This window comes from Enterobacter sp. UPMP2061, from assembly GCF_053709615.1.
This window is the reverse complement of the sequence record NZ_JBSKJP010000014.1, coordinates 60262-83582: the sequence shown is the minus strand read 5'-3', so window position 1 is coordinate 83582 and position 23321 is coordinate 60262. Positions and strand designations below refer to the sequence as shown.

At 58.6% G+C, this 23321-nt stretch carries 21 protein-coding genes; 7 read left to right on the top strand and 14 right to left on the bottom strand.

The window, feature by feature from the left end:
* Positions 1–143: 143 nt before the first annotated feature.
* Both ACWKXX_RS19955 and ACWKXX_RS19950 read left to right on the top strand, forming a co-directional pair.
* Positions 144–341: a hypothetical protein gene (locus ACWKXX_RS19955; protein ID WP_003857318.1), complete on the top strand. Its 198-nt coding sequence runs from the start codon at positions 144–146 to the stop codon at positions 339–341.
* 1 nt (position 342) lies between these two features.
* Positions 343–1095 carry a hypothetical protein gene (locus ACWKXX_RS19950; protein ID WP_017384508.1) on the top strand — a complete coding sequence of 251 codons (753 nt, stop codon included), beginning with the start codon at positions 343–345 and terminating at the stop codon, positions 1093–1095.
* Positions 1096–1151: 56 nt separating this feature from the next.
* Here ACWKXX_RS19950 and ACWKXX_RS19945 read toward each other — a convergent pair whose 3' ends face one another.
* Entirely contained in the window at positions 1152–3128 is a 1977-nt protein-coding gene (locus tag ACWKXX_RS19945; RefSeq protein WP_454540846.1) for an alkyl/aryl-sulfatase, read from the bottom strand.
* Between the two features lie 202 nt (positions 3129–3330).
* On the opposite strand from ACWKXX_RS19945, the gene ACWKXX_RS19940 reads away from it, so the two are divergent.
* Positions 3331–3966 carry a helix-turn-helix domain-containing protein gene (locus ACWKXX_RS19940; RefSeq protein WP_017693472.1) on the top strand — a complete coding sequence of 212 codons (636 nt, stop codon included), beginning with the start codon at positions 3331–3333 and terminating at the stop codon, positions 3964–3966.
* Positions 3967–4008: 42 nt separating this feature from the next.
* Here the strand turns inward: ACWKXX_RS19940 and paaY are convergent, their stop codons facing one another.
* The 13 genes from paaY to paaA form a co-directional block, all read right to left on the bottom strand.
* Positions 4009–4614, bottom strand: a complete 606-nt coding sequence (paaY, locus tag ACWKXX_RS19935) for a phenylacetic acid degradation protein PaaY (RefSeq protein WP_039270815.1) — start codon at positions 4612–4614, stop codon at positions 4009–4011.
* Positions 4615–4623: 9 nt separating this feature from the next.
* Positions 4624–5559: a phenylacetic acid degradation operon negative regulatory protein PaaX gene (gene paaX / locus ACWKXX_RS19930; protein WP_039270818.1), complete on the bottom strand. Its 936-nt coding sequence runs from the start codon at positions 5557–5559 to the stop codon at positions 4624–4626.
* A gap of 133 nt (positions 5560–5692) precedes the next feature.
* Entirely contained in the window at positions 5693–7009 is a 1317-nt protein-coding gene (gene paaK, locus ACWKXX_RS19925; protein ID WP_017384511.1) for a phenylacetate--CoA ligase PaaK, read from the bottom strand.
* A 26-nt stretch (positions 7010–7035) separates the two neighbouring features.
* On the bottom strand, positions 7036–8241 hold the full coding sequence (pcaF, locus tag ACWKXX_RS19920) for a 3-oxoadipyl-CoA thiolase (RefSeq protein ID WP_023296563.1): 1206 nt from the start codon (positions 8239–8241) through the stop codon (positions 7036–7038).
* On the bottom strand, positions 8241–8663 hold the full coding sequence (gene paaI / locus ACWKXX_RS19915) for a hydroxyphenylacetyl-CoA thioesterase PaaI (protein ID WP_017693477.1): 423 nt from the start codon (positions 8661–8663) through the stop codon (positions 8241–8243). The genes pcaF and paaI overlap by 1 nt, the downstream gene beginning before the upstream one ends.
* Entirely contained in the window at positions 8653–10077 is a 1425-nt protein-coding gene (gene paaH, locus ACWKXX_RS19910) for a 3-hydroxyacyl-CoA dehydrogenase PaaH (RefSeq protein ID WP_032671113.1), read from the bottom strand. The genes paaI and paaH overlap by 11 nt, the downstream gene beginning before the upstream one ends.
* Position 10078: 1 nt before the next feature.
* Positions 10079–10867, bottom strand: a complete 789-nt coding sequence (gene paaG, locus ACWKXX_RS19905; RefSeq protein WP_261666474.1) for a 2-(1,2-epoxy-1,2-dihydrophenyl)acetyl-CoA isomerase PaaG — start codon at positions 10865–10867, stop codon at positions 10079–10081.
* Entirely contained in the window at positions 10867–11634 is a 768-nt protein-coding gene (gene paaF, locus ACWKXX_RS19900) for a 2,3-dehydroadipyl-CoA hydratase PaaF (protein ID WP_045141540.1), read from the bottom strand. The genes paaG and paaF overlap by 1 nt, the downstream gene beginning before the upstream one ends.
* Complete coding sequence (paaE, locus tag ACWKXX_RS19895; protein ID WP_033486769.1) at positions 11631–12701, bottom strand: 1,2-phenylacetyl-CoA epoxidase subunit PaaE; 1071 nt, start codon at positions 12699–12701, stop codon at positions 11631–11633. Before paaE ends, paaF begins: the two co-directional genes overlap by 4 nt.
* A 7-nt stretch (positions 12702–12708) precedes the next feature.
* Complete coding sequence (gene paaD, locus ACWKXX_RS19890; RefSeq protein ID WP_003857347.1) at positions 12709–13206, bottom strand: 1,2-phenylacetyl-CoA epoxidase subunit PaaD; 498 nt, start codon at positions 13204–13206, stop codon at positions 12709–12711.
* A gap of 11 nt (positions 13207–13217) precedes the next feature.
* On the bottom strand, positions 13218–13964 hold the full coding sequence (gene paaC / locus ACWKXX_RS19885) for a 1,2-phenylacetyl-CoA epoxidase subunit PaaC (RefSeq protein ID WP_015570597.1): 747 nt from the start codon (positions 13962–13964) through the stop codon (positions 13218–13220).
* Between the two features lie 8 nt (positions 13965–13972).
* Positions 13973–14260: a 1,2-phenylacetyl-CoA epoxidase subunit PaaB gene (gene paaB, locus ACWKXX_RS19880; RefSeq protein WP_003857353.1), complete on the bottom strand. Its 288-nt coding sequence runs from the start codon at positions 14258–14260 to the stop codon at positions 13973–13975.
* 12 nt (positions 14261–14272) lie between these two features.
* Entirely contained in the window at positions 14273–15202 is a 930-nt protein-coding gene (paaA, locus tag ACWKXX_RS19875; protein ID WP_040118298.1) for a 1,2-phenylacetyl-CoA epoxidase subunit PaaA, read from the bottom strand.
* 285 nt (positions 15203–15487) lie between these two features.
* Between paaA and paaZ the strand changes: the two genes are divergently transcribed.
* From paaZ to ACWKXX_RS19855, 4 genes are all read left to right on the top strand, one after another.
* Positions 15488–17527 carry a phenylacetic acid degradation bifunctional protein PaaZ gene (gene paaZ / locus ACWKXX_RS19870; RefSeq protein WP_261666259.1) on the top strand — a complete coding sequence of 680 codons (2040 nt, stop codon included), beginning with the start codon at positions 15488–15490 and terminating at the stop codon, positions 17525–17527.
* 196 nt (positions 17528–17723) lie between these two features.
* Positions 17724–19997, top strand: a complete 2274-nt coding sequence (gene tynA, locus ACWKXX_RS19865) for a primary-amine oxidase (RefSeq protein ID WP_023296556.1) — start codon at positions 17724–17726, stop codon at positions 19995–19997.
* Positions 19998–20165: 168 nt separating this feature from the next.
* Positions 20166–22139, top strand: coding sequence for an alkyl/aryl-sulfatase (locus tag ACWKXX_RS19860; RefSeq protein ID WP_017693485.1), 1974 nt, complete (start codon positions 20166–20168; stop codon positions 22137–22139).
* 51 nt (positions 22140–22190) lie between these two features.
* Positions 22191–23297, top strand: a complete 1107-nt coding sequence (locus ACWKXX_RS19855) for a GGDEF domain-containing protein (protein WP_017693486.1) — start codon at positions 22191–22193, stop codon at positions 23295–23297.
* Positions 23298–23321: the final 24 nt, after the last annotated feature.

Below are 23321 nucleotides of genomic sequence, written 5' to 3'. Positions count from 1 at the left end.
TACATGGAATATCACCACGCACAACCATTTTGTGAAAAATATGAATTTCGCCGCCAGGCTGCCGTTTTTTTAGGGATAACCTTAAGGCAAAGGTGCCATTTATCTTCCAGACTTATCCTTTTAATTCATAAGGATGTCACGCGATGAAACATTTACTGATGACGCTCTTTTCCAGCCCGGAATCCTTGTTGCAGGTCATGAGTCACCAGGAAATTATCGAAGCCGTAGAGGATGGCGACCGCATCATCATCGATCAGGATGGAAACGCCTCGGTTAACTACAAAAGCCACGAGGTGCGGCAGGACTTTCTGCGCCATGTCAACGCGCTGAAGAGGGCCTGAAATGGGAACGGCAATATTCATGGTATTGATGGTATGCGGGTACTGGTACACCAGCCGCGACCTCTCAACACGGTTTAAAATCAAGCGATCCTTTGGCTGGGACGTCTATTTTCTTGTTGCACTGTATGGCTGTATTTTTGTTCTTCAGGGGGTGATCGCCACCGGCCTGCTGTGGCTGCTGTTGTTCGCCCTCTCCGCCGCCGATAACACGTTCCATTTCACGTCAGCAAAATATGCCGACTGGCAAATTGATTTTATGAACTGGAGCTTCCTGGGGATTCAGGCCCCGGTGGTGGTGATGCTGACTTTTGCGATCCTGTTTTGTCTCTACCGCTCGAACTGGGCCGGAAGCGCGCGGCTGGACGGCGATGGCCGGAAAAAATTGTACAAGCGGCTGGCGCAGTCGAGCGGGATTGAACAGTTGCTCTATCAGTGCATGGAGGAAGGTGAACTGGCGCACGTCACGCTGAAATCGCGGCGGATCTATATTGGCATGATCCATACCGCCACGCTGGAGTATGAAAAAACGGCCAATATCGTGCTTATTCCGATGCTGAGCGGCTACCGTGACGGGAAGAACATGCAGCTCTGTATCGAGCATAACTACAGCAAATGGTATGCCGAGCATGACATTACGCTCGATTCAGAGCCCAAAAGCGCCATGGATTTTCGCAAAGTGATCATGCTGGATCAGATCGAGAGTATTTCGCTGTTCGATCCGGCAAGCGCCAGCGCGCTGGCGATGCGTGAATAAAAAAATGGCGCCTTATCGCAATAAGGCGCCAGGATTAACCAGGATGAACGCTAAACTTATGGCGTCACAATATTGAACCAGAAGTCAAACTTATCCATGTAACTCAGCATCTCTTCCAGCTTCGCTCCGTCTCCGCTCACCTTCACGTCACCCTTATCCATCGCCTGCTTCAGCGTCTCTTTCTTAAGGATGATGTTGTTCAGCGTGGTGCGGTCCAGCGTGATGGTTGCGTCGGCATCCTTCGCCTGCGCGTTGGCGGTATGGTTCAGCACGCCGTTTTCCAGCTCCAGCTTGTATTTGCCGCCATCCTTACCGAGATCGATGTTAAAGACCGCTTTCGCGTTACCGGCCCGTACCCCGTTGATGTGCACGCCCAGGTAGTCGAAGAACATTTCCGGGGTCATCGCCCGCACGGTATCCGGGCTGGCGGTGTTCGGCGTCGGCAGCTTCTTCACGCCATTACGCAGTTCCTGCGCGCCGGTCAGGTAGAAGTTACGCCAGGTGCCCGCTTCCGCCTGGTAACCTAACTGCTCCAGCGCGTCGGCTTCCAGATTACGTGCCGCAGCGTTCTGCGGATCGGCGAAGACAATTTTGCTGGTCACCTGCGCCACCCAGCGGTAGTTGCCCTTCTGATAGTCAGCTTTGGCTTTCTGCATGATGGCATCGGCCCCTCCCATGTATTCCACAAACTTCTTCGCAGCCTGTTCAGGCGGCAGTTCGTCGAGGGTAGCCGGGTTGCCGTCAAACCATCCGAGATAAAACACGTAGGTGGCTTTGACGTCGTGGCTGACGGAACCGTAATAGCCGCGGCTCGCCCACTGTTTTTCCAGCGATTCCGGCAGTGTAAATTCGGCGGCGATCTCGTCGCGGGTCAGCCCCTTGTTTGCCATACGCAGGGTCTGGTCGTTGATGTAGCGATACATATCGCGCTGGCCTTTCATCAGCTTGACGATATTCTCGTTGCCCCAGGTCGGCCAGTGGTGCTGCGCAATAATCACTTCCGCGTCCGCGCCCCAGCGCTCAATGGCGGCGTTGATGTACTTGGACCAGGCCAGCGGATCGCGGATTTTCGCGCCGCGCAGGGAGTAGGTGTTGTGCAGGGTATGGGTCACGTCCTCTGCGGCTTCGATCATTTTCTTCTCTTTGACATACCACAGCATTTCGGACGGGGCTTCTGAGCCCGGCGCCATCATAAAGTCGTAGGTCAGCCCGTCAATCACCTCTTGCTGGCCGGTATGGGTAATGTAGTTGGTCGGCGGGATCAGGGTCACCGTACCCGCAGAGGTGGTGGTGCCAAGACCCGCCCCCACCTGGCCTTTTGCATCCGGCTTCAGCAGGTTGCCGTACATATAGCTCGCACGGCGGCTCATCGCATTCCCGGCCATAATGTTTTCGGAAACCGCTTCTTTCATAAAGCCTTCCGGGGCGTAGATCTTCACTTTGCCGGACTTCACGTCGGCTTCGTCAACCACACCGCGCAGGCCGCCGTAGTGGTCGACGTGACTGTGGGTGATCACCACAGCGACGACCGGTTTCTTGCCGCGGTTTGCATAGTAGAGATCCAGCGCTTCTTTCGCCGGTTCAGCGCTTAACAGCGGGTCGATAACGGTGATGCCCTTCTCGCCTTCAATGATGGTCATGTTGGAGAGATCGAGATTGCGGATCTGATACACGCCGTCGGTGACCTTAAACAGCCCGCCAATGTTGATCAGCTGTGACTGACGCCACAGGCTCGGGTTTACCGTATCCGGGGCTTTTTCACCCTCTTTCACGAAATCATATTTCGCCGGGTTCCAGATAACGTTCCCCTGCTCGCCTTTAATCATGTTTTGTGGCAGCGGGGCGATAAAACCTTTATGGGCGTTCTCAAAGTCGGTTTTATCGGCAAACGGTAATTTGTTATACAGGGCGTTATTTGCCTGCCGGGTTGTGGCAGTGGCATCCTGCGGCTGCACTTCCGCAAACGCGGAAAGCGACAGCGACGTCAACACACCGGCAAGCGCCAGATGTTTAGCAATTAGGGTTAATTTCATTGAATGGCCTCATAGATTAATTGCGCCGCCTGGATATTTACTGTTGGCGGATAATTTTAATGCGAACTCATTGACGACCATTCTAATCAGAATACTTTCTCATCATAGTCCCATATGGGACTGGTTATTTATCGGTTCGTAATCCGGGGGCTATTGCTGCTATACTCGTTACCACGGCAGACGTTGCGGGGAGAGGCTTAGCGTGAATTTTCAGGATATCCATACCTATTATCAGCAACTCAATATTGGGCAATTCTTTCCGCACATGCTTTGTAAAGGCGAGGCCTTATCCGTTGCCGCAAATAAAAAATTCACCGTCGAGCCTGGCTATATCTATTTTTGCACTGAAGGATCGCTGACAATATTAATGCCTGATGATGGCCTAAATATTGGCAATACTATCGAGTATATGCCGATAGGGTTAATGGAAAGGTATTGTCCACTGGCGAAGTATGAATATCGCAGCAGTGCAAAGGTGAAGCTGGTGAGAATAGCCTGGGCCGACTTCGACCAGCTATTTTTCGGGGGCGGGTGTGAGCGCATGCAGGCGCTGGCCACCATACTGACCTACATGTCCATTTTCACCATCGACCTGCACAATGAACGCAGGCAGGTCACCAGCTACCAGACCATCAAACCGATGCTGTACCGCTATCTCTATCGGCAGGAGACCCACACGGGAGAGAATGAGGGCCTGGCGCTGTTTATCATTAAGCGCACTAACCTGTCACGCACGCATGTCTTTCGCGTGCTGGCAGATCTCAAAGCCGGGGGCTATATCACCATGAAGCGCGGGAAGCTGGTGTCGATTGACCGGCCCCTGCCGGAAGCGTATTAAGCTCATCTTCACGCCTTGAGCAACACGCGGGAACGAACGGCCTTATTTATCCCGGCCAGCCGACTTGGGCCGTAAATTCTCATCGAAGACCAGCCGTTTGCGGCCGGGCTCTTCTTCCCGCAGCGGCTCAACCTGATGCATCGTGAGCTTACAGCGTTCCACCAGCACCTGATACTCTTTTGTGCCCTGCTTCTTCCACGCTATCTCCTGCGCGCTTAACTCACGAATCGCTTTCGCCGGACTGCCAAGAATCAAGTGATTCGCAGGCATCTCCGCTTTGGCCTTCACAAACGCCGCCGCCCCGACGATGCTGTTTTCGCCGATCGTCGCCCCGTCCATCACGACCGCATTCATCCCCACCAGCGCATTACGGCGGATAATGCAGCCGTGCAGGATCGCGCTGTGGCCGATATGCCCGTCCTCTTCCACCACCGTGTCCTGCTCCGGAAAACCGTGCATCACGCAGTTATCCTGGATGTTCGCGCCGTCTTTAACCACGATCCGGCCAAAATCACCGCGCAGGCTGGCGTTAGGGCCAACGTAAACGCCCTTGCCCAGAATCACGTCGCCAATCAGCACCGCGGTCGGGTGTACATAACTCTCGTCAGGCACGACCGGCGTCAGACCATCAATTTGATAAACAGGCATACCCTCTCCTTATGTGATATTCAGACCACCAAAACGCTGGTGATAAAGCGTGCCGGGAGCGGGCAGCTCGCCCACGGAGGTTTCCCCCTTCTCACTGACAAACGCCAGGGCTCCCGCCGCCACGCGCTGATAGATGTTAATACACAGCTGTCGCGCGCTCTGTCCCGCCCAGTGCGCAGGAAGTAACTCCTCCGGCAACAGCGGATCTTTCAGCACCACGCGACGATAAAAATGAATGAGTAACAGCTGGATCTGGAAGCAGCGTTCCGGGGTCAAATCCTCAGGCGGTGCTTCTTTCAGCAGCGGCAGCAGCGGACGGAACGAGTTGATAAACGTTTCGTACATCGCGTTTTGTTCGGTCAGCTGCCAGCACTCTTCCACCCGCGAACGCAGCGCCGCGCGGGACAGCGCCAGCGGCGAATGGGCCTCAAAGAAGATGACGTTTTCCGCCACGCCCGCGTCGTGGAGCAGCGACTGTACGTCCGCCAGATGCTGCGACGGCGAGGCCATCAGGCTCGGTGCCAATGTGCCAAACCCTTGCCATATCAGCTGTTTTTTCACATCGGCCAGCGTGGTTTTATCCAGCCCTTCTGACAGCAGAAGCAGCCACTTGCCGTCCCAGGCGGGCAGCTCCGCGCGGTAGATTTTGCTTTCCGCACGGCGGGTCAGGCGCAGCCCTTTGTCGCTGAGACGGTAAAAGCTGCGGCGGCCAATGCGGGACACGTCCAGCCAGCCCTCTTTGTTGAGGCGAAACAGCGCAGTGCGCACAAAGCGCTCCCCGAAACCCATCCCTTCCAGCAGGGCCGCCAGGCTGCCGAGCCAGATCTCTCCGCCGCGATGGGAAAGCGCGTCGCCATACAGCGAGGAGATAAGCGACGTTCCGCTGACGGGAACAGAGCTGACTGCGTGCTGGATAAAGGCATCAAGTTTATTCATGTGATTCATTCTGTTGTTATTTTTTTCGTGGATGAATCATAGCATACGAATCTGGGGTGTACCCTCACCCTAACCCTCCCCCAAAGGGAGAGGGAACTTAATACACCCTCTCCCTTTGGGAGAGGGCTGGGGTGAGGGAAATTCAACCGTTGGCTGCCACTTTACGCAAATCAAACACCCGGCAGGCTTTACCCTCGGAGCGCGGAATGCTGCCGCAGTTAACGATCATCACGTCGGTTGAGATCCCCACCATCGATTTAATCCGATGACGCAGCTGATGGCACACCTGACAGCGCTGTTCATGGGTCAGCGTTAAGCTGCTCTGTTTCAGCTCGACCTTCACCGAAAGTGAATCAAGATGCCCGCGGCGGTTCACCTCCAGCTGATAGTGCGGCGAAAGGTGTTCGAACTTAACGATCTCCTCTTCCAGCTGTGACGGGAAGACGTTAACCCCGCGAATGATGAGCATGTCGTCGCTGCGCCCGCTGATGCGATCCATCCGGCGCATGGTGCGTGCGGTGCCCGGCAGCAGGCGCGTCAGATCGCGGGTGCGGTAGCGGATCACCGGCAGCGCCTCTTTGGTCAGCGTGGTGAACAGCAGCTCACCCTGCTCGCCGTCGGCCAGCGGCGTGCCGTCATTCGGGTTGACGATCTCCGGGTAGAAGTGATCTTCCCAGATAGTCGGGCCGTCAGCGGTTTCAAGACACTCCATCGCCACGCCCGGCCCCATCACTTCGGAGAGACCATAGATATCCAGCGCGGTAATGCCCAGCCGTTTTTCAATTTCGCGGCGCATCGCCTGCGTCCACGGCTCGGCGCCAAACACGCCGACGCGCAGGGAACAGGCGCTGGCATCGCCGCCCATCTGACGCTCCAGCTCTTCAATCAGGTTCAGGCAGTAAGACGGCGTCACCATGATCATATCCGGCTGGAAATCGCGGATCAGCTGCGCCTGCTTCTCCGTCTGGCCGCCGGACATCGGGATCACCGTCGCTCCCAGACGCTCGGCACCGTAGTGCGCCCCCAGCCCGCCGGTGAAGAGCCCGTAACCGTAGGCGACGTGAATTTTATCCTTCGCGCTGCCCCCGGCGGCGCGCAGGGAACGGGCGACGATATTGGCCCAGTTGTCGATATCATTCTGGGTATACCCCACCACGGTCGGCTTTCCGGTGGTGCCCGACGAGGCATGGATGCGTACCACCTGTTCCATTGGCACCGCAAAGGTATCAAACGGGTAGTTGTCGCGCAGATCCTGCTTGGTGGTGCACGGGAATTTTTGCAGGTCCGCCAGCTCGGTGAAGTCGTCAGGGTGAACGCCCGCGGCATCAAACTTGCGTTTGTACATCGGAACGTTGTTGTAGGCGTGGTGCAGCGTCCACTTCAGGCGCGCGGTCTGCAACGCCTGTAATTCATCAATGGACGCGGTTTCGATCGGATCAAGCTTTGTTGTATTTATCATCGCAGGGTACTCACATTATTGTTCGCTCAAACACGCTCAAGGATCATGGCAATGCCCTGACCCACACCGATGCACATCGTACACAGCGCGTAGCGCCCGCCGCGTCGGTGCAATTCATTGCTTGCGGCCAGCGCCAGTCTGGCACCGCTCATTCCCAGCGGATGACCTAGCGCGATCGCCCCGCCGTTCGGGTTGACATGCTCCGCGTCATCCGGCAAGCCCAGCTGACGCAGCACGCCCAGCGCCTGTGCGGCGAAGGCTTCATTAAGCTCAATGACGTCCATATCGGTGATACTGAGTCCGGCACGCTCCAGCACCTTGCGGGTGGCGGGCACCGGGCCTAATCCCATCAGGCGCGGCTCGACGCCCGCTGTCGCCATGGCCACAATGCGGGTGCGCGGGGTTAACCCCTGGGCAAGCGCCATCGGCTCGCTGGCGATAATCAGCGCCGCCGCCCCGTCGTTGACGCCAGAGGCGTTCCCCGCCGTCACCACACCGTTCTTACGGAACGGGGCTTTCAGCGCGGCAAGCTGTTCCAGGGTGGTTTCGGCGCGCGGATGCTCGTCCACGCTCACTTCCGTTACCGCACCTTTTTTCCCCGCCACCTGTACCGGGATAATCTCCTGCGCCAGAACGCCATTCTGCTGCGCCCGCGCGGTGCGCTGCTGGCTGCGCAGGGCAAATGCGTCCTGATCGGCACGGCTTATATTTAACAATTCCGCTACATTCTCTGCCGTTTCCGGCATGCTGTCAGTTCCGTATTGCTGATGCATGAGCGGATTCACAAATCGCCAGCCGATGGTGGTGTCGAAGATCTCCGCCTGACGCTGAAACGCCGCCGTGGCTTTGCCCATCACGAACGGCGCACGGGACATGGATTCGACGCCACCTGCGATCAGCAGATCGCCATCCCCGGCCCTGATGGCGCGCGCCGCAAAGCCAATGGCATCCAGACCGGAGCCGCACAGGCGGTTAATGGTGGTGCCGGATACCGTCTGCGGCAGCCCGGCCAGCAGCGCCGACATGCGCGCCACGTTGCGGTTATCCTCCCCGGCCTGATTCGCGCAGCCGAAGATCACGTCATCTATGCGCTCCAGATCGAGCTGCGGGTAACGCGCCAGCAGCGCACGCAGCGGCACGGCCCCTAAGTCATCGGCGCGCACGCTGGATAATCCTCCGCCGTAGCGACCAACCGGGGTACGCACCCCCTCACAAATAAATGCGTCACGCATCAGGCTTCTCCTGTCACACTGCCGCCGGTGCGGTGCGATTTCCCGCGAAAAAGAGCGACGGTTTTCTGGTGTTGGTTCTGAATTTCAATGTCGTAGACGCCGGTCAGTTTGCCCTGATGCTTCACCCGCGCGGTGGCGGTGAGCTTATCTCCGGCAAAGCCCGGACGCAGAAAATCGATGGCGCAGCCTGAGGCCACCGCCGCCAGCCCCTGACTGTTGCAGGCGTAGGCAAAGGCGGTATCGGCCAGCGAGAACAGCTGTCCGCCGTGGCAGGTTTTATGCCCGTTGAGCATCTGCGGGGTGATGGTCATGGTCACCACCGCGTAGCCCTCGCCCATGTCGATAATGTCCATCCCCATCGCCTGCGCGCAGGCGTCCCGTTCGTACATCGCGCGGGCGTTATGCCAGGCGTTATGACTCATAGCTACTCTCCAGAAGCGCACGCTGGCGCAGCAGTGAACAGGGGCGATAGCGTTCCTCGCCGTAGTGACGTTGCAGGTTTTCCAGCAGCGTTAACAGACGCTGCCAGCCAAGGCGCTCGCCCCAGGCGATGGGCCCGCAGGGATAGTTGACCCCTAAGCGCATGGCGGTATCGATGTCTTGCTCGCTGGCGACCCCTTTTTGCAGGGCGTCCAGCGCTTCGTTGGCAATCATCGCTACCGTGCGCCAGACCAGCAGGCCGGGGTAATCGGCAATCTGTACCACCCGTTTCTCCTGGTGCTGCAACCAGTAAATGGCTTTCTGCGTGGCGGCGTGCGGGTTGCCGGGTGCGGCGGCTATCACGGCCACATCCCGCTCGATGCGGTCGACCACCACCACCGGGCAGCCGTGGCGCAGCGCCAGCGACTGCGCGGTTTCACCCTGCGTTTCGATCAGCAACAGATCGTCAATTTCCGTGACACCGTCACTTCTTCGCTGTACGCGCATCGGGCTGAAGCTGTCGCTGACCGGGGCGAGCCAGCTGACGGCGGGTTTCTCCTCCAGCCAGCGGTAAACGCCCTGCCCGCTTTTCTTACCCAGACGCCCCGCCAGCACTAGCTCCTGCTGCACCAGCGACGGCAGAAAACGACGCTCCTGCCAGAAGGCGTTAAACACGGAGCAGGTCACGGCAAAGTTGACGTCCTGACCAATCATGTCCGTCAGCTCAAGCGGCCCCATCGGGAAGCCTCCGCCGTCTCGCAGGGCGGCGTCGATCGCCTCGGGCGTTGCCACCTGCTCTTCCAGCGCGCGCCAGGCTTCCGAGTAGAACGGGCGCGCCACGCGGTTGACGATAAACCCCGGCGTGGACTGGCAGCGTACCGGCTGCTTTCCCCAGCTCAACGCCAGCTCGCACAGTGCATCGGCCACTTCGGGAGAGGTCGCCAGCCCGCTGACCACTTCCACCAGCTTCATCACCGGGGCAGGATTGAAGAAGTGCAGCCCGGCGACGCGTTCAGGGTGGTTTATCTCCGCCGCAATCGCGGTAACGGAAATGGACGAGGTATTGCTGGCAAGCAGCGTCTGCGGCGGGCAGATCTCTGCCAGCTGGGTAAACAGCGCTTTTTTTACCTCAAGCCGCTCGGAGGCCGCCTCGATCACCAGATCGGCTTTCGCCAGAGCACTGATAGTCGTCACCGGCGTCAGGCGGGCGAGGATCTGTTCCCCGGCGTCGGCAGAGAGTTTTCCGCGCGCAACGCGAGAGGAGAGCCGCTGACGAATGCCGTCGATGGCGCGGGAAATCGCCGCTGCATCAATGTCGTACACCAGAACCGGATGACCGTGGCTGGCTGCCACTTCGGCAATCCCGGCGCCCATGGTGCCGCTGCCAATGACGGCGACCGTATGGATATTCACCATCTTATTTCCCCGTAAAGTTCGGCGCGCGTTTTGCCAGGAACGCGCTGACGCCTTCCCGGTAGTCGTCGCTGCGTCCGGCCAGACGTTGATAGTCGCGCTCCAGATCAAGCTGGGCGTCGAGGGTATTGGTTTCGGCGGCGTTAATCGCCTGCTTGATCAAGCCCAGGCCAAAGGTCGGCTGCGAGGCAAAATGCAGCGCCATCTGCTGTGCGGTGGCGGAGAGCTGGTCGTCGTCCACCACCTGCCAGATCATTCCCCAGGCCTGTGCCTGCTCGGCGCTGAGCTTATCGCCCAGCAATGCCAGCCCCATGGCGCGGGCGCGTCCGGTCACGCGCGGCAGCAGCCAGGTTCCGCCGCAGTCCGGTACCAGCCCGAGCTTGCTGAAGGCCATCACAAAGCTGGCTGAACGGGCCGCAATCACCATGTCACAGCCGAGGGCCAGCGTGGCCCCCGCGCCCGCCGCCACGCCGTTAACCGCGCAAATCACCGGCTTCGGCAGTTTTGCCAGACGGCGCACCAGCGGGTTGTAAAAAGTCTCAACGGACATGCCCAGATCGGGCGCGGGGCCGTTCGGGTCGACGTTACGGTCGTTAAGATCCTGCCCGGCGCAGAAACCGCGTCCTGCCCCGGTGATCAGCAGGCAGCGGATGGCGTCATCGCGCTCGGCCTGCTTCAGGCATTCGGAAAGCTGCTGGTGCATGACGTCGTTAAAGCTGTTCAGGCGCTTCGGGCGGTTCAGCGTAATGGTCATTACGCCCTGCTCAACATGGCTCAGAATAGATTCCACAATTAGCGTCCTTTAAAGTCTGGGGTGCGTTTTTGTAAAAAGGCGTTGATACCTTCCCGGCGATCGTCGGTGGCCGCGAGCAGCGCAAACAGCTGACGCTCCTGCGCCAGCCCGGCCTGAAGCGGGACTTCCTGCGACTGGCGAAGCGCCTGCTTCGCCGCCTGTAGCGCCAGCGGCGAGTGGCGCGCCATCAGCGCCGCCTGTTTCAGGGCGTACTCCAGCGTCAGCGAGGCCGGGTAGACGTCGCTGACCAGCCCGGCGCTGTGCGCCTGAACCGCCGTGATGCTTTCGCCAGTCAGCACCATTTTGCTGGCCAACGATTTGCCCACGCTGCGGATCAGCCGCTGGGTGCCGCCTGCGCCCGGCATGATCCCGAGGGTGATTTCCGGCAGGCCAAAACGGGCGTTATCGCCGGCAATCACGACATCGCAGAGCAGCGCCAGCTCACAGCCTGCCCCCAGCGCGAAGCCGTTCACGGCGGCAATCAGCGGTTTGGTGAAGGCGTTGATCCGCGCCCACAGCTGCGGACGGATATCGTTCAGGGTGGCGGGCAGGTCTTTCTCCGCCATTTCGTTGAGATCGGCCCCGGCGGCAAAGCAGCGTTCGTTGCCGTACACCACGCAGACGGCGATCTCAGCATCCGCGGCGGCGGCCTCAAGCTGCTCCGCGATTTGCAGGAGCAGCGCATTGTTGAGCGCGTTGCGCGCCGCCGGACGGTTAAGCGTCAGCTGCAACACGCGACCGTGACGGGTGACAATCAGTTCACTCATGCCATCCCCTTCGCATCAAAATCGACGATAACATCGGCGGTTAACGGCAGCGCCTGACAGCTCAGCACATAGCCTGCGGCCAGCTCGTCCGGCTCCAGGCTGTAGTTGGTCGCCATATCGACTTTTCCGCGCAGCACTTTGCATTTGCAGGTGGCGCATACGCCGCCCTTGCAGGCGTAAGGCAGATCCGCCCCCTGACGCAGGGCCGCGTCAAGAATGCTCTCGTCGTCCGCAGTCAGGGTGATCTCCCTGTCGCGCCCGTCCTGACGGACGGTGACCTTCTGCCCGTCGGCCTGCACGCTGGCTGTCCGTTTAACGGCGGTACCCGGCGTGTTAAAGCGCTCAAGATGGATCGCTTTTTCCGGCATACCCAGCGCTTGCAGCGCCGCTTCGGCCTCATCCATCATCGCCGACGGGCCGCAGATGAAGGCTTCATCGTACTGACGGAAATTCACCAGCGTTTTTGCCAGCGCCTGGAGCTTTTCCCCGTCAATGCGGCCATGGAGCAGATCGCTGTCGAGCGTCTCCTGGCTGAAGATGGCGATCAGCTGCAAACGCTGCGGGTATTTATCTTTCAGGTCCGCCAGCGCCCGGCGGAACATCATGCTCTGGCTGCTGCGGTTGCCGTAAATCAGGGTGAAGTGGCTGTGGGCTTCAGTGGCCAGCGTAGCGGACATAATCGCCAGCATTGGGGTGATCCCGGACCCGGCGGCAATCGCCAGATAGTGGCCTTCGCGTTCGGCCTGCGGCTGATAGCCAAACTGTCCCTGGGGCACCATCACCTCCAGCGCCATGCCCGGTTTGATCTCGTCCCGGGCATAGCGGGAAAAACGTCCGCCCTCGATGGCTTTGACCGCCACGCTGATCTCACCGCACGCGGTGCTCCGGCAGATGGAGTAGCAGCGGCGCAATTCATCCCCGCCAGGACTGGCTTTCAGGGTCAGATGCTGACCGGGACGGAAGCGGTACGCCTCCTGTAACGCCTGCGGCACCGCGAAGGTAATGGTCACCGCGTCGCGGGTTTCGGGTTCTACTTTTGCCACTGTTAATGAATGAAACGTTGTCATGGCAGCCTCAAATACATTTGAAATAGTCGAAGGGCTCACGGCAGGTATTGCAGCGATAGAGCGCTTTGCAGGCCGTAGAACCAAATTCACTGATAAGCGAGGTATCGGTGCTCGCACAGCGCGGGCAGCTCACCTCCGCGGGAACGTGGGCATGGCAGCTATGGCCGACAGGCGGGCTGATGCCATATTCACGCAGGCGCCTGCGGGCATCGTCGGTCATCCAGTCGGTGGTCCAGGCGGGCTCCAGTTGCAGCACAATATGTACCGGGCTAAAGCCGTTTCCGGTCAGGGTTTCGCGGATCGCCCCCAGCAGATGCTCCGTTGCCGGACAGCCCGAATAGGTTGGCGTGAAGCCGATGACCCAGCCTTCCCCCTGCGCCTTCACGCTGCGCACCATGCCTAAGTCGGTGATGGTCAGCACCGGCACTTCCGGGTCGGGGATCTGGCTTAACAGCGCCCAAATCTGCGGGATTTGTGCAGGCGCGATGTCGACGAGGCGTTGCATGGCGTCCTCCTTTACCACTGCTGGCCGGGGTAAACACGCTGGAGATACTGCATCTCTGCCAGCATCGGCCCGAGGTGTTCGGTATGTAGCCCCTTCTTGCCGCCCGTGCGATACGCCACCTCTTCGGGCACGCGGAGGGTGGCTTCCGCCAGGCCAGCAAACACTTCGCGCTCCCACGGGTCCCGCAGGTCGCGCGGGTCAACCGCCACGCCGTCATCAATCAGCGCCAGCTCGACGTCGTCGGCGTCGAACAGTTCAGCCGTAAAGCGCCACAGGCTATCCACCGCCTGCTGCATTTTTTGTGCGGAGGTTTCTGTTCCGTCCCCCAGCCGCACCAGCCAGCCGCGGCTAAAGCGCAGGTGATAGCGCGCCTCCTTAATGGCTTTTGCCGCGATGGCGGCAAGCTGACTGTCGCTGCTATGGATCAGCCGCTCGTAGAGCGCCACGTTCCACGCATCCATCAGATACTGACGGGCAATGGTGTCAGCGAAGCTGCCGTTTGGTTGTTCCACCAGCAGCAGATTGCGGAACTGACGCTCATCGCGGCCATAGGCCAGGGTGTCTTCATCGCCCTTACCCTCCCGTTCAGCGGCGTAGGTCAGGAAATTGCGCGCCTGCCCGAGCAGATCAAGGCCGATATTGGCGAGCGCCAGGTCAATTTCCAGCTCTGGCGCGTGGCCGCACCAGGCGCCCAGACGCTGTGAGAGCACCAGACCGTTGTCGCCCAGACGCAGGGCATAAGCAGATACGTTGTTCATCCCCAACCTCACATATGCTCGATGCCATCAGGGATGGTGTAAAACGTCGGATGACGGTAGACCTTACTTTCCGCCGGATCGAAAAACTCCCCGCTCTCTTCCGGCTGGGAAGCGACGATTTCACTCGCCTTCACCACCCAGATGGAACAGCCTTCGCTGCGGCGGGTATAGGCATCGCGCGCGTTTTCCAGCGCCATGCGGTCGTCGGCAGCGTGAAGGCTGCCCACATGCCGGTGCGACAGCCCCTGCTTCGAACGGACAAAAACTTCGTATAACGGCCAGTAAACATTGCTCATGGTTGATTCCTCTTATGCGGCCTGGCGGGCGCGTTGTTTTGCCGCGTGGGCCAGAGCGGCTTCACGCACCCATGCGCCGTCGTCCCAGGCTTTACGTTTTGCGGCCAGACGTTCGTGGTTGCAGATCCCGCGCCCGTTGATCACCTCGTCAAATTCCTGCCAGTCGATTTCGCCGAAGCGGTAGTGGCCGCTCTCTTCATCGAAACGCAGGTCGGGGTCCGGCACGGTCATACCGAGCATCTCCACCTGAGGCACCGTGTTGTCCACGAAGCGCTGGCGAAGCTCATCGTTGCCAAAGCGTTTGATCTTCCAGGCCAGGCTGCGGGCGCTGTTTGGGGAGTTGTCGTCGTTGGGTCCGAACATCATCAGCGCGGGCCACCAGAAACGGTTGATGGCGTCCTGCAACATCTGCCGCTGGGCTTCGCTGCCCTGCGCCAGCGCCATGCAGGCCTCAAAACCCTGACGCTGATGGAAGCTCTCTTCTTTACAGATTTTCACCATCGCCCGGGCATACGGGCCGTAAGAGGTACGGCACAGCGCCACCTGGTTCACAATGGCCGCCCCGTCCACCAGCCAGCCAATGACCCCGATATCGGCCCAGCTCAGGGTCGGATAGTTGAAGATGGAGGAGTATTTCATCTTGCCGTCGAGCATCTTTTGATAAATGTCCTCCCGGGCGCAGCCCAGCGTTTCCGCCGCGCTGTAGAGGTACAGACCGTGTCCGGCTTCATCCTGCACCTTCGCCAGCAGAATGGCTTTCCGGCGCAGCGTCGGCGCGCGGGTGATCCAGTTTCCTTCCGGCAGCATGCCGACAATCTCAGAGTGGGCGTGCTGTCCAATCTGGCGGATCAGCGTCTTGCGGTAGGCATCCGGCATCCAGTCCTGCGGCTCGATGGCCGTCTCCTGTGCGATGCGTTGCTCAAAGCGTTGTTCTTGCGTCACATAACCACCTTTGTGATTCGTTAAATCACCACAAATAGCAAAATGGTGAATCATTTGGTTTCTTAAAAGTTACACAAAGGTTAAATATAACCCCAAGAAGCGTTTGTTTATTTTGTGACGACGCTCGCAAGCCTTTTAATGAAAGGCCGATGACGCAAGGCTTTTGGGTGGTCAGATTAAGCAATACAGATCACAGCGTTAACAATTCATTAAAACTCAGCTTGATTTTTATGATTCGCGGTCAAACTATTTATAGTGAAATTATGAAACATCTGGAGAGAAGAAATGCAGCAGTTAGCCAGCTTCTTGTCCGGCACCTGGCAATCAGGCCGGGGCCGCGAGCGCACCATCACCCACGCCATCAGCGGGGAAACGCTATTTGAAGTCACCAGCGAAGGGCTGGATATGGCGGCCGCGCGCCGTTACGCCATTGAACACGGCGGAGAAGCGCTCCGGGCAATGAGCTTTATCGAGCGCGCCGCCATGCTGAAGGCGGTGGCCAAACATCTGCTGAGCCAGAAGGATCGCTTTTATGCCCTGTCAGCCCAGACCGGCGCGACGAAGGCCGACAGTTGGGTGGATATTGAAGGCGGTATCGGCACCCTCTTCACCTACGCAAGCCTCGGCAGCCGTGAGCTGCCGGACGATACCCTGTGGCCGGAGGATGAGCTGATCCCGCTGTCGAAGGAAGGCGGCTTTGCGGCACGTCACGTGTTAACGTCGAAATCCGGCGTGGCGGTGCATATCAACGCGTTCAACTTCCCGTGCTGGGGGATGCTGGAAAAGCTCGCGCCCACCTGGCTTGCCGGGATGCCCGCCATCATCAAGCCCGCCACCGCCACCGCGCAGGTGACTCAGGCGATGGTGAAAGCGATCGTCGAGAGCGGACTGGTGCCGGACGGCGCCATCAACCTGATCTGCGGTGGCGCGGGCGATCTGCTGAACCAGCTCGACAGCCAGGACGTGGTGACGTTTACCGGGTCGGCCAGCACCGGGCAGAGCCTGCGCGTCCACCCAAATATCGTCGCGCATTCCATTCCGTTTACCATGGAAGCGGATTCCCTTAACTGCTGCGTGCTGGGTGAGGACGTGACGCCGGAACACCCGGAGTTTGCGCTGTTTATTCGCGAAGTGGTGCGCGAGATGACCGCCAAAGCCGGGCAAAAATGTACCGCCATCCGCCGCATCATCGTGCCGGAAGCGCAGGTTGACGCCGTCAGCCAGGCGCTGATTGCGCGGCTGGAGAAAGTGGTCGTCGGCGATCCGGCCCAGGAAGGGGTGAAGATGGGGGCCCTCGTCAACGGTGAGCAACGTGCTGACGTGCAGGAAAAAGTCGATCATCTCCTTGCCGCGGGCTGTCAGATCCGTCTGGGTGGTAAAGCTGATTTGCAGGCGGCTGGCGCATTCTTCCCGCCCACCCTGCTGTTCTGCCCGCAGCCGGACGAAACCCCGGCCGTCCACGCCACCGAAGCCTTTGGCCCCGTTGCAACCCTAATGCCCTGCCGTAACACCGAACACGCCATGCAGCTGGCGCGGGCGGGCGGCGGCAGCCTGGCGGGAACGCTGGTTACGGCAGATACCCGCGTGGCGCGGCAGTTTATTGCCGGTGCCGCGCGCGCCCACGGACGCATTCAGATCCTCAACCAGGAATCCTCGAAAGAATCCACCGGCCACGGTTCACCGCTGCCGCAGCTGGTGCACGGTGGTCCGGGACGTGCGGGCGGCGGCGAAGAGCTGGGCGGCCTGCGCGCGGTGAAGCACTATCTTCAGCGCACGGCCATTCAGGGCAGCCCGTCCATGCTCGCCGCGATCGGTAAACAGTGGGTCCGTGGCGCGGAGGTGCAGGAAGATCGCGTTCATCCCTTCCGTAAATACTTCGAGGAGTTACAGCCGGGCGACAGCCTGCTGACCCCGCGTCGTACCCTGACGGAAGCGGATATCGTGAATTTTGCCTGCCTGAGCGGGGATCATTTCTACGCCCATATGGACAAAATTGGCGCGGCGGAGTCGATTTTTGGTGAGCGCGTGGTACACGGTTATTTCCTGATTTCCGCCGCGGCGGGGCTGTTTGTCGATGCCGGGGTTGGGCCGGTTATTGCCAACTACGGCATGGAAAACCTGCGCTTTATCGAGCCGGTCAAGCCGGGCGATACCATTCAGGTGCGCCTGACCTGTAAACGTAAAACGCTGAAGAAACAGCGCACTGCCGAGGAAAAACCCACCGGCGTGGTGGAATGGGCGGTGGAGATCTTCAACCAGCACCAGCAGGCCGTGGCGCTCTACTCCATCCTGACGCTGGTGGCGCGCCAGCAGGGTGACTTCTGACGCACCTCTTTCTTGCCGGGTGTCGCTCCGCTTACCCGGCCTACAACTACCTGACCGGGGTGTGATGCACCCCCGCTCTTTTTTTAACCTGGCAAGACTGACAAACAACCTGGCAGATGCAGGCAAACGCTTTTCGTGCGCGCCTGTCAGGATAAGGCTGACACAACACAATAAACACAACAAGATGAGGTCTGCGATGGGAAGCAATTCTTCTTTTTCTGCCCGTAGAACGGCACTGGCCATGGCCGTTGCGCTCTGTTGCGCCTGGCAATCCCCTGTTTACGCTCACGGCAGCGAGGCGCATATGGTCCCGATGGACAAAACGCTTCAGGCGTTTGGCGCGGACGTGCAGTGGGATGATTACGCCCAGATGTTCACCATCGTCAAAGACGGTGCCTTTGTGAAGGTCAAACCCGGCGCAAATACCGCCATCGTTAACGGCAAACCGCTGACGCTCCAGGTGCCCGTGGTGATGAAGAACAATAAGGCGTTTATCCCGGAGACCTTTATCAACGATGTTTTTCAGTCCGGTCTTGATCAGACATTCCAGGTTGAAAAAAGCCCCCACCCGTTAAACGCGCTGACGGCTGATGAAATCAACCAGGCCGTAGCCATTGTGAAAGCCTCTGCGGATTTTAAACCCAATACCCGCTTTACCCAGATTGCGCTGGCGGAGCCAGAAAAGGCCAAAGTCTGGGACTTTGTGCTTAACGGCACGGCGGTGGATGCGCCCCGCCAGGCCAATATCATCATGCTTGATGGTAAACACATCATCGAAAGCCGGGTGGATCTGAAGGACAAAAAGATCCTCCGCTGGGAGCCGATCAAAGACGCGCACGGCATGGTGCTGCTGGATGACTTCAATACCGTGCAGCAGATCATCAATGAAAGCCCGGAGTTTGCCGCCGTGCTGAAAAAGCGCGGCATTACCGACCCGAAGAAAGTGATCACCACTCCGCTTACCGTCGGCTTTTTTGACGGCAAGGATGGGCTGAAACAGGAAGACCGCCTGCTGAAAGTGATCAGCTATCTCGACGTGGGCGACGGTAACTACTGGGCGCACCCGATCGAAAACCTGGTTGCGGTGGTGGATCTCGAGCAGAAGAAAATCCAGAAGATTGAGGAAGGCCCGGTCGTGCCGGTTCCGCTCACGCCGCGCCCTTATGATGGCCGCGACCGCGTTGAAACGGTGAAAAAACCGCTGGAAATTATCGAGCCGGAAGGCAAGAACTACACCATCACCGGGGACAGGGTGCACTGGCAGAACTGGGATTTTCATCTGAGCCTGGACTCACGCGTCGGCCCGATAATCTCCACCGTGACCTATAACGACAACGGCAAAAAGCGACAGGTGATGTATCAGGGATCGCTCGGCGGCATGATTGTGCCGTACGGCGACCCGGATATCGGCTGGTACTTTAAAGCCTACCTGGACTCCGGCGATTACGGCATGGGTACCCTGACCTCCCCGCTGGTGCGCGGCAAGGATGTTCCGTCTAACGCCGTGATGCTCAACGAAACCATCCCGGATTACACCGGCGCGCCAATGGAGATCCCCAGGGCGATCGCCATTTTCGAGCGTTACGCCGGGCCGGAATATAAGCATCAGGAGTTAGGTAAACCCAACGTCAGCACCGAACGCCGCGAGCTGGTGGTGCGCTGGGTCAGCACCGTGGGTAACTACGATTACATCTTCGACTGGGTATTCCACGAAAACGGCACCATCGGCATTGATGCAGGGGCTACGGGCATTGAAGCGGTGAAAGGCGTGCAAACGAAAACCATGCATGATGCCACCGCGAAGGATGACACCCGATACGGAACGCTGATCGACCATAATATTGTCGGTACCACCCACCAGCACATCTACAACTTCCGTCTGGATATGGACGTGGACGGCATCAACAATAAGCTGGTGGCCATGGATCCGGACGTCAAACCGAACACCGCTGGCGGACCGCGCACCAGCACCATGCAGGTTAATCAGTATGATATTGATACCGAACAGCAGGCGGCGCAGAAGTTTGACCCGGGCACCATCCGCCTGCTGAGCAATACCAGCAAAGAGAACCGCATGGGCAACCCGGTCTCGTATCAGATCATCCCTTACGCGGGCGGTACACACCCGGTAGCGTCCGGCGCGAAGTTTGCCCCGGACGAGTGGATTTATCACCGCCTGAGCTTTATGGATAAACAGCTGTGGGTGACGCGTTACCATCCCGACGAGATGTACCCGGAGGGAAAATACCCGAACCGTTCCACGCACGATACCGGCCTCGGCCAGTACAGCAAAGATAACGAGTCGCTGAACGACCAGGATAACGTCATCTGGATGACCACCGGCACCACCCATGTCGCCCGTGCCGAGGAGTGGCCGATAATGCCGACGGAATGGGTGCACACCTTACTCAAGCCGTGGAATTTCTTTGACGAGACGCCAACGCTCGGCAAGAAAAAAGAGCAGAAATAATCCACCGACCGGGCGTAATGCCCGGTTTTTCATCCGCTTACTTGCTGAATTACTCTCCCCGATTATAGTTATTGTTACCTCGCTTAATCCTTTTGCATTTCTTGACACACTTTCACCAGGATTCGGAGTCTCCACAAACAACGTCACAGTTTACTGAGAGGTTTTAGGATGAGAATCAATGAGATCGTCAGGAGTCTCGCGCTGGCGGGATGTTTTATTTCTGCCAGTTCCGCCTGGGCCGCAGAAGCACCTAAGGATGCCACCGCAGCAACGCAACAGGCCAACAACGCACTCTTCAACCAGCTTCCTTTCTCCGATAACACCGATTTTACCAACGCCCACAAAGGGTTTATTGCCCCGCTGCCTCAGGACATTATCAAAGGGGAGCAAGGCAACACCGTCTGGGATCCGCAGCAGTACGCTTTTATCAAAGAAGGCGATAAGGCGCCCGACTCGGTTAACCCGAGCTTATGGCGTCAGTCCCAGCTGATTAACATCAGCGGTCTGTTTGAAGTGACCGAAGGCGTTTACCAGATCCGTAACCTCGACCTGTCAAACATGACCATTATTGAAGGTAAAGAAGGCATTACCGTGGTCGACCCGCTGGTGTCGGCGGAAACGGCCAAAGTCGGGATGGATCTTTACTATAAAAATCGCGGTAATAAGCCTGTGGTCGCCGTTATTTACACCCACAGCCACGTTGACCACTATGGCGGCGTGCGCGGCGTGGTGGACGAAGCTGATGTGAAGTCCGGCAAGGTGAAAGTCTACGCGCCCGCCGGATTTATGGAGGCCGCCGTCGCGGAGAATATCATGGCGGGTAACGTCATGAGCCGCCGCGCCAGCTATATGTACGGCAACCTGCTGAAGCCGGATGCGAAGGGCCAGGTCGGCGCGGGTCTCGGTACCACCACCTCCGCCGGGACGGTGACCCTGATCGCCCCGACCAATATCATCGAGAAAGATGGTCAGAAAGAGGTGATCGACGGCCTGACCTATGATTTTATGCTCGCGCCGGGATCGGAAGCGCCTTCCGAGATGCTCTGGTATATCGAAGAGAAAAAGCTGATCGAGTCTGCGGAAGATGTCACCCATACCCTGCACAACACCTACTCCCTGCGCGGGGCGAAAATTCGTGAGCCGTTGCCATGGTCGAAATACATCAACCAGGCGATTGTACGCTGGGGTGATAAAGCCGAAATCATTATGGCGCAGCACCACTGGCCGACATGGGGCAATGACAACGTGGTTAACCTGCTGAAAAGCCAGCGCGACCTGTATCGCTACATCAACGACCAGACCCTGCGCATGGCGAACGAAGGGCTGACCCGTGACGAGATTGCCGCCAACTTCAAACTGCCAAACTCCCTGGCCAATACCTGGGCAAACCGTGGCTATTACGGTTCTGTCAGCCATGACGTTAAAGCAACCTACGTGCTCTATTTAGGCTGGTTTGACGGCAACCCGGCGACCCTGGACGAACTGCCGCCTGAAGAAGCCGCGAAGAAATTTGTGGACTATATGGGCGGCGCGGATGCCATCCTGAGCAAAGCGAAAACTGACTTTGACCAGGGGAACTACCGCTGGGTGGCTCAGGTGGTCAGCAAGGTGGTCTTTGCCGATCCAAATAATCAGGCCGCGCGAAACCTGGAAGCGGATGCGCTGGAGCAGCTGGGTTATCAGGCTGAATCAGGCCCGTGGCGTAACTTCTACCTGACCGGCGCCCAGGAGCTGCGTAACGGCGTGGTGAAAGGACCGACCCCGAACACCGCCAGCCCGGATACCGTGCGCGCGATGACGCCAGAAATGTTCTTTGACTATCTGGCGGTGCACATTAACGGTGAAAAAGCGGCGGATGCAAAATCGGTGTTTAACATCGACCTCGGCAGCGACGGCGGTAAATACAAGCTGGAGCTGGAAAATGGCGTGCTGAACCACACGGCGAACGCCGAAGCGAAAGACGCTGACGCGACAGTGACCCTCAACCGCGATACGCTGAATAAAATCATCCTGAAAGAAGTGACGCTTAAACAGGCGCAGGATAACGGCGATATCAAAGTGACCGGCGATGCCGCAAAACTTGATGCCATGCTCGGTTACATGGATAAATTTGAATTCTGGTTTAACATTGTGACCCCGTAAAGGCAGCACTCGCGGGCGGACGTTCCGCCCGCTCAAGGAAAATTCTCTTCAATGGAAAAAAGACATCCAGCCACACCCGAACCCGCGATATGGCCTACCCGTAAATCAATGGTTGTTCACGGGCTGGCCGTGAACCTGCCGTGGCTCGCCTTTGTGAATGCCAGCTTTGCCCTTATGGTCCTGCTGCGCAATTCGTTGTTCGGCCATATTGATGCCCTGCTGCACATCAGCCCCCCTCTGCGGCAGATGATTGACGCCTCCATGCTGGGCGTGGTGATCCTTTCCGTGGCGCTGGTGATCATGGCCTGGCGCCACATCCGCGGCGTCAGCGCCGTTTTGTTTATGTGCAGCCTGCTGTGGTCGATAAGTTGTTACTGGTTTATCAACGTGTTACAGCTTCCTCATCCCTGGCCTATATTCGTTACCCTGCTGATGGCCGGTATGACCGCGCTCTATTTTCACCCGGTGGCACTGCTCTGCTTCACCGTTCCGCTATGGGTAAGCCTGCCCGTTGCCAGCATGCTGCTGAATCAGGAAATTAATTATCGCTTTGCCGGGCTGTGGGTGGTGTTCACGTTCATTCTCGTGTGCGGGCGCTATATCCTGTTGAGCTGGTTTGAAGAGGCGTGGCGTCGCAACCAGCAGAATCAGCGTTTAATTTCGCGGCTGGATGCGCTGGCCCATCAGGATCCGCTGACGAAAACGGCCAACCGCCGGGCGATGGAGCTGGTGCTGGAAAATGCCGTAGAGCAAGGCAAACGCTTCGCGGTGCTGATGCTGGATGTCGATTACTTCAAACTGTATAACGATACCTACGGTCACCAGGCCGGAGATGCGTGCCTCGCGCGGGTGGCAGAGGTGCTGAACACCTCGGTGCGCACGCCAGAGGATGTGGTTTCGCGCTACGGTGGCGAGGAGTTTGTGGTGATCCTCTTTGACTGCGAAGAAAGCGTTGCTGAGAAAGTCGCCGCGCGGATCCAGGCTGGCCTGCGCAACGCAGCCATTCCGCACAGCGCGTCGAAGGTGAGTGAATGTGTGACGGCGAGTATGGGCATTGCAGGCTATACCGCAGGGCTGGCCGGCCCGGAAATCATCGCCCGCGCCGATGCGGCGCTGTACAGGGCGAAAGAGGCCGGGCGGGATCGGTGGTCGCTGTAAGTTACGCCGGGTGGCGCTGCGCTT

Coding starts and splice junctions, on each gene's coding strand:
- paaC (WP_015570597.1), bottom strand. CDS start 13,964: ATGAACAACGTATCTGCTTATGCCCTGCGTCTGGGCGACAACGGTCTG.
- ACWKXX_RS19860 (WP_017693485.1), top strand. CDS start 20,166: ATGAGAATCAATGAGATCGTCAGGAGTCTCGCGCTGGCGGGATGTTTT.
- paaE (WP_033486769.1), bottom strand. CDS start 12,701: ATGACAACGTTTCATTCATTAACAGTGGCAAAAGTAGAACCCGAAACC.
- paaK (WP_017384511.1), bottom strand. CDS start 7,009: ATGATAAATACAACAAAGCTTGATCCGATCGAAACCGCGTCCATTGAT.
- paaB (WP_003857353.1), bottom strand. CDS start 14,260: ATGAGCAATGTTTACTGGCCGTTATACGAAGTTTTTGTCCGTTCGAAG.
- paaD (WP_003857347.1), bottom strand. CDS start 13,206: ATGCAACGCCTCGTCGACATCGCGCCTGCACAAATCCCGCAGATTTGG.
- paaY (WP_039270815.1), bottom strand. CDS start 4,614: ATGCCTGTTTATCAAATTGATGGTCTGACGCCGGTCGTGCCTGACGAG.
- paaZ (WP_261666259.1), top strand. CDS start 15,488: ATGCAGCAGTTAGCCAGCTTCTTGTCCGGCACCTGGCAATCAGGCCGG.
- paaH (WP_032671113.1), bottom strand. CDS start 10,077: ATGGTGAATATCCATACGGTCGCCGTCATTGGCAGCGGCACCATGGGC.
- paaX (WP_039270818.1), bottom strand. CDS start 5,559: ATGAATCACATGAATAAACTTGATGCCTTTATCCAGCACGCAGTCAGC.
- ACWKXX_RS19945 (WP_454540846.1), bottom strand. CDS start 3,128: ATGAAATTAACCCTAATTGCTAAACATCTGGCGCTTGCCGGTGTGTTG.
- paaI (WP_017693477.1), bottom strand. CDS start 8,663: ATGAGTCATAACGCCTGGCATAACGCCCGCGCGATGTACGAACGGGAC.
- ACWKXX_RS19955 (WP_003857318.1), top strand. CDS start 144: ATGAAACATTTACTGATGACGCTCTTTTCCAGCCCGGAATCCTTGTTG.
- pcaF (WP_023296563.1), bottom strand. CDS start 8,241: ATGCGTGACGCATTTATTTGTGAGGGGGTGCGTACCCCGGTTGGTCGC.
- ACWKXX_RS19855 (WP_017693486.1), top strand. CDS start 22,191: ATGGAAAAAAGACATCCAGCCACACCCGAACCCGCGATATGGCCTACC.
- paaF (WP_045141540.1), bottom strand. CDS start 11,634: ATGAGTGAACTGATTGTCACCCGTCACGGTCGCGTGTTGCAGCTGACG.
- ACWKXX_RS19950 (WP_017384508.1), top strand. CDS start 343: ATGGGAACGGCAATATTCATGGTATTGATGGTATGCGGGTACTGGTAC.
- tynA (WP_023296556.1), top strand. CDS start 17,724: ATGGGAAGCAATTCTTCTTTTTCTGCCCGTAGAACGGCACTGGCCATG.